This window comes from Stenotrophomonas sp. S41, assembly GCF_016624625.1.
Classification (GTDB): Bacteria; Pseudomonadota; Gammaproteobacteria; order Xanthomonadales; family Xanthomonadaceae; genus Stenotrophomonas.
Window position 1 is genome coordinate 1 of sequence record NZ_JACVTV010000161.1, and the last position, 7122, is coordinate 7122.

General features: G+C 68.2%; 8 protein-coding genes. 4 read left to right on the plus strand and 4 right to left on the minus strand.

What is annotated here, in order from left to right; genetic code table 11:
* Nucleotides 1-123: 123 nt before the first annotated feature.
* The 4 genes from murU to IAE56_RS20130 all read right to left on the minus strand — a co-directional run bounded on the left by murU (nt 124) and on the right by IAE56_RS20130 (nt 3751).
* On the minus strand, nt 124-834 hold the full coding sequence (gene murU, locus IAE56_RS20115; RefSeq protein WP_200753736.1) for an N-acetylmuramate alpha-1-phosphate uridylyltransferase MurU: 711 nt from the start codon (nt 832-834) through the stop codon (nt 124-126).
* The gene (locus tag IAE56_RS20120) at nt 834-1859 is read right to left on the minus strand and encodes a phosphotransferase (RefSeq protein ID WP_200753737.1); all 1026 of its coding nucleotides are present in this window, start codon (nt 1857-1859) and stop codon (nt 834-836) included. The genes murU and IAE56_RS20120 overlap by 1 nt, the downstream gene beginning before the upstream one ends.
* A 60-nt stretch (nt 1860-1919) precedes the next feature.
* On the minus strand, nt 1920-2189 hold the full coding sequence (locus tag IAE56_RS20125) for a GlsB/YeaQ/YmgE family stress response membrane protein (protein ID WP_079220926.1): 270 nt from the start codon (nt 2187-2189) through the stop codon (nt 1920-1922).
* Between the two features lie 68 nt (nt 2190-2257).
* On the minus strand, nt 2258-3751 hold the full coding sequence (locus tag IAE56_RS20130) for a M20 family metallopeptidase (protein ID WP_200753738.1): 1494 nt from the start codon (nt 3749-3751) through the stop codon (nt 2258-2260).
* 130 nt (nt 3752-3881) lie between these two features.
* Here IAE56_RS20130 and IAE56_RS20135 point away from each other — a divergent pair, with 130 nt between their 5' ends.
* The 4 genes from IAE56_RS20135 to IAE56_RS20150 all read left to right on the plus strand — a co-directional run bounded on the left by IAE56_RS20135 (nt 3882) and on the right by IAE56_RS20150 (nt 7091).
* A complete protein-coding gene (locus tag IAE56_RS20135; protein WP_200753739.1) occupies nt 3882-4280 on the plus strand; it encodes a helix-hairpin-helix domain-containing protein in 399 nt (132 codons plus the stop codon).
* Nucleotides 4281-4634: 354 nt separating this feature from the next.
* Complete coding sequence (locus tag IAE56_RS20140; RefSeq protein WP_234456234.1) at nt 4635-5711, plus strand: L,D-transpeptidase; 1077 nt, start codon at nt 4635-4637, stop codon at nt 5709-5711.
* A gap of 86 nt (nt 5712-5797) precedes the next feature.
* Nucleotides 5798-6451: a murein L,D-transpeptidase catalytic domain family protein gene (locus tag IAE56_RS20145; protein WP_234456236.1), complete on the plus strand. Its 654-nt coding sequence runs from the start codon at nt 5798-5800 to the stop codon at nt 6449-6451.
* Nucleotides 6452-6485: 34 nt separating this feature from the next.
* Nucleotides 6486-7091 (plus strand): HutD family protein, encoded by a 606-nt coding sequence (locus IAE56_RS20150; RefSeq protein WP_200753740.1) that lies wholly within the window; start codon nt 6486-6488, stop codon nt 7089-7091.
* Nucleotides 7092-7122: the final 31 nt, after the last annotated feature.

Sequence of the window (7122 nt, forward strand, 5' to 3'; positions counted from 1 at the left end):
GCTGGGCCGGGCCCCGGAGGGGGACTTGCAGCGTCCCCTGCGCAGCCCATCCCGCCCGGCCAGGCACGGCTTTGCAGTCGAGCAAGCTCGACTCTACCGATCACGCATCCAGCCACGAGGGGCTCAGCCGTTCGCTGCCAACTCCGCGTCAAGCGCCCGCAGCCGGTCCACCGTCCCGACATCGGTCCAGCGCCCGCGATGGTGCTGCCCGGTCATCAACCCCTGCGCCATGAAGTGCTTCTGCAGCGGCACCACCGAGAACTTCGGTGGAACACGCTCGCTGCCCGGCGCATCGCTGATCACCGCGCGCCAGTCCGCCACGATCGATGGCCGGTACACGCCGATGCCGGCATAGGTCAGGCACTGCCCGGTGCGGTCGTGGTGCAGCAGGCCCTGCGCATCCAGGCGGTAATCGCCCTCGGGGTGCTGCGCCGGGTTGTCCACCAGCACCAGGTGCGCCTGGCCCTGCGGCTCGGCGGGCAGGGTGGCTAAATCGAAGTCGGTCCAGATATCGCCGTTGATCACCAGGAACGGTGCATCGCCCAGCAGCGGCAGTGCATTGAGGATGCCGCCGCCGGTTTCCAGCGGAGTCTCGCCTTCGTGCACGAAGTGCAGCTGCAGGCCCCACTGGCTGCCATCGCCCAGCGTGGCCGGGAACTGCTCGGCCAGCCAGGCGGTGTTGACCACCACTTCGCGCACGCCGAGTGCGGCCAGCCGCTCCAGGTGCCACACGATCAGCGGCTTGCCGGCCACCGCCAGCAGCGGCTTGGGCGTGTGCAGGGTCAGCGGGCGCATGCGCTCGCCAAGGCCGGCGGCGAAGATCAGCGCTTTCATCAGCGCACCACGCGCATCGGTGCGGCCAGCTCGGCCAGCGCCGGTTTGATGCGTTCGTCCAGCAGCTGCTGCAGCGCGGCCAGTTCGGGGTAGCGCGGCAGCACTTCATCCAGGTAGCCGATGAAGCGCGGCACGTCGTCCAGGTAGTGGCCCTTGTTGTCGCGGTAACGCAGGCGGCTGAAGATGCCCAGGCACTTCAGGTGGCGCTGGATGCCCATCCAGTCGGCATCGCGCAGGAAGGTAGCGCGGTCGGGCACCGGCAGGCCGGCGTCGCGTGCGCGCTGGTGGTACTGCGCCAGCCAGGCGTCCACGCGCGGCAGCGGCCAGCTCAGGAACGCGTCCTTGAACAGGCTCACTGCGTCGTAGGCGATCGGGCCACGCACCAGGTCCTGGAAATCGAGGATGGCCGGACCGTCGTCGACCGGCATCAGGTTGCGCGGCATGTAGTCGCGATGGGTCATCAGCTGGACCTGGCCCAGCGCGTTGTCCATCAGCAGGCGCTGCGCCTGCTGCAGGCTCTCGGCCTCGGCGCCGTCCAGGGTGATGCCCAGGTGGCGCTGCAGGAACCATTCGTCGAACAGGCCGGCGTCACGCTGCAGCAGGGCTTCGCCGAAGCGGCCGAAATCTTCCGGCACCGGGATCGCCTGCAGGCGCAGCAGCTGCTCGATGGAACGGCCGAACCAGGCATCGGCATTGCGCTCGTCCAGCACCTTGGCCAGGGTCGGGCCACCGAGATCCTCAAGGAGCAGGAAGCCGGCTTCGAGATCCTGGGCCAGCAGGGCGGGCACGCGCAGGCCGTGGTCGTGCAGCAGGCCACGCATGCGCAGCCACGGCTGCGGGTCTTCCAGGCCGGGCGGGGCATCCATCACGATGTGGCTGCCGCGCGTGCTGGTGGTGCGCCAGTAGCTGCGCAGGCCGGCATCGACCGAGGCGCGCTCGACCACCGCGTTGACATCGTCCAGCTGGGTGCGGGCCCACTGCAGGCGCTGCGCGCTGCGCTGGGGATCGGAAGCAGGTTCGGTCATGCAGGCAGTTCCGGGCGCGACGGGCGCGCCAAGCTCAGGGGGAAAGAGGGAAGAGGGGTGTCAGCGGCGTGGGGTGAACAGCCGCATCAGCGCCAGCACGGCCACCGCGCCGACCACCGCGCCGAGGAAACCTGCCGGCTCGCCGGGGGAATACCAGCCCATGTACTGGCCGAACCAGCCGGCCACCAAGGCGCCGACGATGCCGAGCACGATGGTCAGCAGGCAGCCCATGCGGTTGTTGCCGGGCATGAAGAAACGCCCGAGCAGGCCGACGAAGAAACCGACCAGCAGGATGTACAGCCAGCTGCTGCTGCCGAACAGACCATTCATGTGCATGCGTTCCGCTTGGGGTGGACGCAGCCTAGCAAGGCCAGGCTGCGTCCGTCACGGGTGTGCGATCAGCAGCAGCCGTGGTCGCCGTGGCGGGTGCCGCTGTCGGCAGCCACCGGCGAACCGCTGGTCTCGCCGCGCAGGCTGGCGGCGTAGTGCTCGCTGATGACCTTGGACACGCAGGCGGTGACCTTCTTGCCCATCGGGATGTGCAGGAACTCGTTCGGACCGTGCGCGTTGGAGTGCGGGCCGAGCACGCCGGTGATCATGAACTGGGCGCCCGGGAACTTCTCACCCAGCATGCCCATGAACGGGATCGAGCCGCCTTCGCCCATGTACATCGCAGGCTTGCCGAAGAAGGCCTGGCTGGCGTCGTCGATGGCCTGGGTCAGCCACGGCGCCATGGCCGGTGCGTTCCAGCCGGTGGAGGCCTTTTCCAGGTCCAGGGTGACCTGCGCGCCGTTCGGCGGATCGCGCAGCAGCGCTTCCTTCAGCAGTTCGCCGCAGGTCTTGCCGTCGGCGGTCGGCGGCAGGCGCAGCGACAGCTTTACCGAGGTCTGCGGGCGCAGCACGTTGCCGGCCGATTCCAGCGGCGGCATGCCACCCACGCCGGTGACCGACAGCGCCGGGCGCCAGGTGCGGTTGAGCACCAGCTCGGCCAGGTCGTCGTTCATCGGGCGCAGGCCGTCGACCATCGGGAACTTCTCGAAGATCTCGGTATCGACCACTTCGGCGGCACGCTTGGCCTGGGCCTGGCGCTCGGCCGGGATCTCGACGTTCATGCCGTCGATCAGGATGCGGCCGGTGTCCTGGTCCTCGATGCGCGACAGGATCTGGCGCAGCAGGCGGAAGCTGGACGGGATGACGCCGGAGGCATCGCCGGAATGCACGCCTTCGTTGAGCACCTTGACCGTGAAGTTGCCGCCGGTCAGGCCGCGCAGCGAGGTGGTGCACCACAGCTGGTCGTAGTTGGCGCAGCCCGAATCCAGGCAGACCACCAGCGACGGCTTGCCGATGCGGTCGGCCAGGTGGTCGACGTAGGCCGGCAGGTCGTAGCTGCCCGACTCTTCGCAGGCTTCGATCAGGACCACGCAGCGGGCGTGCGGCAGGCCCTGGGCCTGCAGGGCCAGCACCGCGGCCAGCGAGCCGAAGATGGCGTAACCGTCATCGGCGCCGCCGCGGCCATACAGCTTGTCGCCACGCAGGACCGGGGTCCACGGGCCCAGGTCGTCATCCCAGCCGGTCATTTCCGGCTGCTTGTCCAGGTGCCCGTAGAGCAGGATGGTGTCGTCGCCGGTCTCGGCGCCGGTAGCCGGAATTTCCAGGAAAATCAGCGGGGTGCGGCCTTCCAGGCGGACCACTTCGACCTTCAGGCCGGGCAGCTGCTGGGCCTTGGCCCAGGTCTCCATCAGGGTGACCGCCTGTTCCATGTAGCCGTTCTGCACCCAGTTGGCGTCGAACATCGGCGACTTGTTGGGAATGCGGATGTAGTCGACCAGCTGCGGGACGATCTCGCTGTCCCACTTGTCATTGACGAATTGGCCGAGCTTGGCGCTGTCCATCTGAAACTCCGGTTGCATGGGCATGTGATCCCGCCATTCTACGCCTGTGCCGGGGGTAGGGTTTTTCCTACAACACGTCGGGTATTTGGCTGGCTTTTAGAAATCGTCGAAACCGATAGGCTGTGCACATGTGGTGACGGACACTGTTTCGACCGACGGGATTGCCGGTCGGGACGGCCAGAACCACAAGGAGATACACGTCGTGCCTTGGTCAGTCGTGTTCAGGGTGTTGGTGCTGTTGATGTGGGTGGTGGGGGCGCAAGCCGCCGAGCCGATCGACATCAACCGGGCCGATGCCCAGGCGCTTCAGCAGGGACTGGCGATGGTCGGGGCCGTAAAGGCCGCGGCAATCGTCGAGCACCGGCGCAGACATGGCCCATTTCATCGCGTCGAGGACCTGACGCAGGTGAAGGGGATAGGGACAGCAATCGTCGAACGGAATCGACAGCGGATCACCGTCGGCAACACGATGTTGCCAGCGGATCCGGTACCCGGATCGGTACCGGTGCGCTCCGTACCCAGGCGTTGACAGCAGGATCGTCGGGACCGGCAGGAGGCTGGTTCACCGGACACGGACAGGAAGGCCGTGCCCACCGACCGTCGCAGGGATGCGGCACCAATCACCAGGATGGTGGCATCACAGACCTGTGGAAGGGGCTGAGATATAAACAGGACGAATGCGGCCGCGTGCAGGATGCAACGCCGCCCCCACAGCGCAGGATGCGAGGGGGTGGCAGCAGGCCGACAAGGACGTAACGAGTGCCCGGTACGACACATGGCTGTGTCGCCGGGCATTTCTCTTTCTGGCATATGCAGAGTGTGGCGCAGCGCCTCACCGCCAATGGTGTAGGTTTGGGGTTCCCCACGGATTGGAACCTGCTGGATGCGCCTGCCCCGTCTGCCCCGTCTGCCCCTGATGCTCGCACTTGCCCTGGCCCTGCCGCTGATGGCGCAGGCCGCGACGCCTGCTGCCAAGAGCGCCACCGCCACCGCCGACGTGCGCGGCCCGACCGATCTCAAGCCCGGCGAATACCTGTGGCACCCGGAAGTGTCGCCGGCCGGCCCGATCGTGCTGGTGGTCAGTCTGGATGAGCAGCGCGCCTACGTGTACCGCAACGGCATCGCCATCGGCCTGAGCACGATCAGCTCGGGCAAGACCGGGCATGAAACGCCGACCGGCGTGTTCACGATCCTGCAGAAGGACAAGGACCACAAATCCAACCTCTACAACAGCGCGCCGATGCCCTACATGCAGCGGCTGACCTGGGACGGCATCGCCCTGCACGGCGGCAGCCTGCCCGGGCACCCGGCCTCGCACGGCTGCGTACGCCTGCCGCAGGCGTTCGCGCAGAAGCTGTTCAGCGAAACCCAGCGCGGCGACACGGTGGTGGTGGCTGATGCCAAGAGCGCGCCGATGACCCTGGCCTACCCGGCGGTGCTGGCACCGGTGAACGCGCGCGGCCAGGCCCTGCCGGAAACCGAAGGCGCCAGCCCGGCCAAGGCCTGGTGGGACGACGCGGCCGCACCCAGCGGCCAGGTCGGCATCCTGGTCAGCCTGCACGACCAGCGCCTGTACGTGCTGCGCGATGGCGTGATGATCGGCGAATCGCCGCTGCGCGCCGATGCACTGCCGGCGTTCCAGGGCACCACCCTGTTCGTGATGGGGCAGGGCTTCAGCGAAACGCCGAGCCCGCTGGACACCCAGCAGCGCCTGCACCAGTGGACCGCCTACCCGCTGCTGGGCCAGGACCGTGCGCAGGCCACCCCGGACCTGCTGGCCACGCCGTCGCTGCCGATGGCGCTGCCGACTGATTTCGCCCGCCAGCTGTACCAGGTGCTGGTGCCGGGCACGACCCTGCTGGTCACCTCGCTGCCGGCCGTGCGCCCAAGCGCGGCTGAATCGGGGTTGCAGCCGGTCTTGGAATCCGAGCCGGCCACGCCCACCTTGAAGAAGTCCTGAGTGAATACCGTGTGCCCATGATTGCTTCACGCACGCGCTGGCAGGCCGCCTGCGGCCTGCTTGCGCTCCTTGCCGCGGGTGGCGCGATGGCGGCGGCACCGCCGGCCACCGCCAGCACCGACGACCTGACCGCGCTGCTGGCGCGCACGGCGCCCAACGCCGACCGCCACGTTTTGAAGCTGGCGGCCACGGCGTTGCGCTGCGCGCTGCAGCGGCCGGAACTGGGCATCAAGGCCGAGCGGCTGGGCGTGATCGATTATTCGCGGCCATCCACCGAGCAGCGCCTGTGGGTGTTCGACCTGGCACGGCAGCGGCTGCTGTTCGAGGAATGGGTGGCGCACGGCCGCAACAGTGGCGGCAACCGCACCGAGCACTTCTCCAACCGCGATGGCAGCTTCATGTCCAGCATCGGTGCGTTCACCGCGCAGGAAACCTACATGGGCGGCAACGGCTATTCGCTGCGCCTGGACGGGTTGGAGCCGGGCTTCAACGACAAGGCGCGCGACCGCGCCATCGTCATCCACGGCGCGCCCTACGTGAACCCGACCATGGCCCGCCTGCAGGGCCGGCTCGGCCGCAGCCTGGGCTGCCCGGCGGTGCGCCTGTCGGTATCGCGGCCGCTGATCGATTCGCTGCGCGGCGGCACCCTGGTGTTCGCCTATTACCCTGATCCGCAATGGCTGCAGCACTCGCAGCTGCTGGCACCGCAGTGCGGCGAGGCAGGCGTGGCTGCGCGGTGATGCGCGATCGCGCGCGGCATGATGCAATGCGCGCATGGACATAGATGCTCTGCTGCGCACCCCGAGCCAGGTGATTTCCAGCCTGGGCTACCGCCGCGAACGCTGGCGCAATGGCCTGGGCTGGACCCGCGAGATCCTGCGCCTGCCCGCGCAGGGCGATGACTGGGCGTTGCGCCTGTCGGTGGCCGAAATCGAACAGGACGCCGCGTTTTCCGCGTTCCCCGGCGTGGAGCGCGAGCTGGTGCTGCTTCAGGGCAATGGCGTGCGCCTGCGTTTCGCCGATGGCCGCGTGGCCGAGGTGCTGCCGCCGCACGGTCGCGTGCGCTTTGCCGGCGAAGAAGCGCTGGACGGCGAGCTAGTCGATGGCACCACCCACGATTTCAATCTGATGTGGAAGCGTGGGCTGTTGCAGGCCGAGCTGCTGCACCGGCCGTTGGTTGGGTCGATGTTCTTCTTCTGCGAACCGGGCGTGGCCTGGGCGCTGTACCTGCTGGCCGGGCATGCGGAATTCGGTGCGGACAGTGGGTTGCCGCCGATGCAGGCCGGAGATGCCGCATGGTTGGGTGCCGGTGAAAGGCAACGGCATGCGTTGCAGGGCGGCGGCGAGTTGTTGGCGATACGGGTAACGACCGCCGGGTAGCGCCGGGCCATGCCCGGCGTGATGGGGCGTC

What these genes read in the sequence shown, in the direction of transcription:
- IAE56_RS20145 (WP_234456236.1), top strand. Translation starts at nt 5,798, where the DNA reads ATGGCGGCGGCACCGCCGGCCACCGCCAGCACCGACGACCTGACCGCG.
- IAE56_RS20150 (WP_200753740.1), top strand. Translation starts at nt 6,486, where the DNA reads ATGGACATAGATGCTCTGCTGCGCACCCCGAGCCAGGTGATTTCCAGC.
- IAE56_RS20125 (WP_079220926.1), bottom strand. Translation starts at nt 2,189, where the DNA reads ATGAATGGTCTGTTCGGCAGCAGCAGCTGGCTGTACATCCTGCTGGTC.
- IAE56_RS20120 (WP_200753737.1), bottom strand. Translation starts at nt 1,859, where the DNA reads ATGACCGAACCTGCTTCCGATCCCCAGCGCAGCGCGCAGCGCCTGCAG.
- IAE56_RS20130 (WP_200753738.1), bottom strand. Translation starts at nt 3,751, where the DNA reads ATGGACAGCGCCAAGCTCGGCCAATTCGTCAATGACAAGTGGGACAGC.
- IAE56_RS20140 (WP_234456234.1), top strand. Translation starts at nt 4,635, where the DNA reads ATGCGCCTGCCCCGTCTGCCCCGTCTGCCCCTGATGCTCGCACTTGCC.
- murU (WP_200753736.1), bottom strand. Translation starts at nt 834, where the DNA reads ATGAAAGCGCTGATCTTCGCCGCCGGCCTTGGCGAGCGCATGCGCCCG.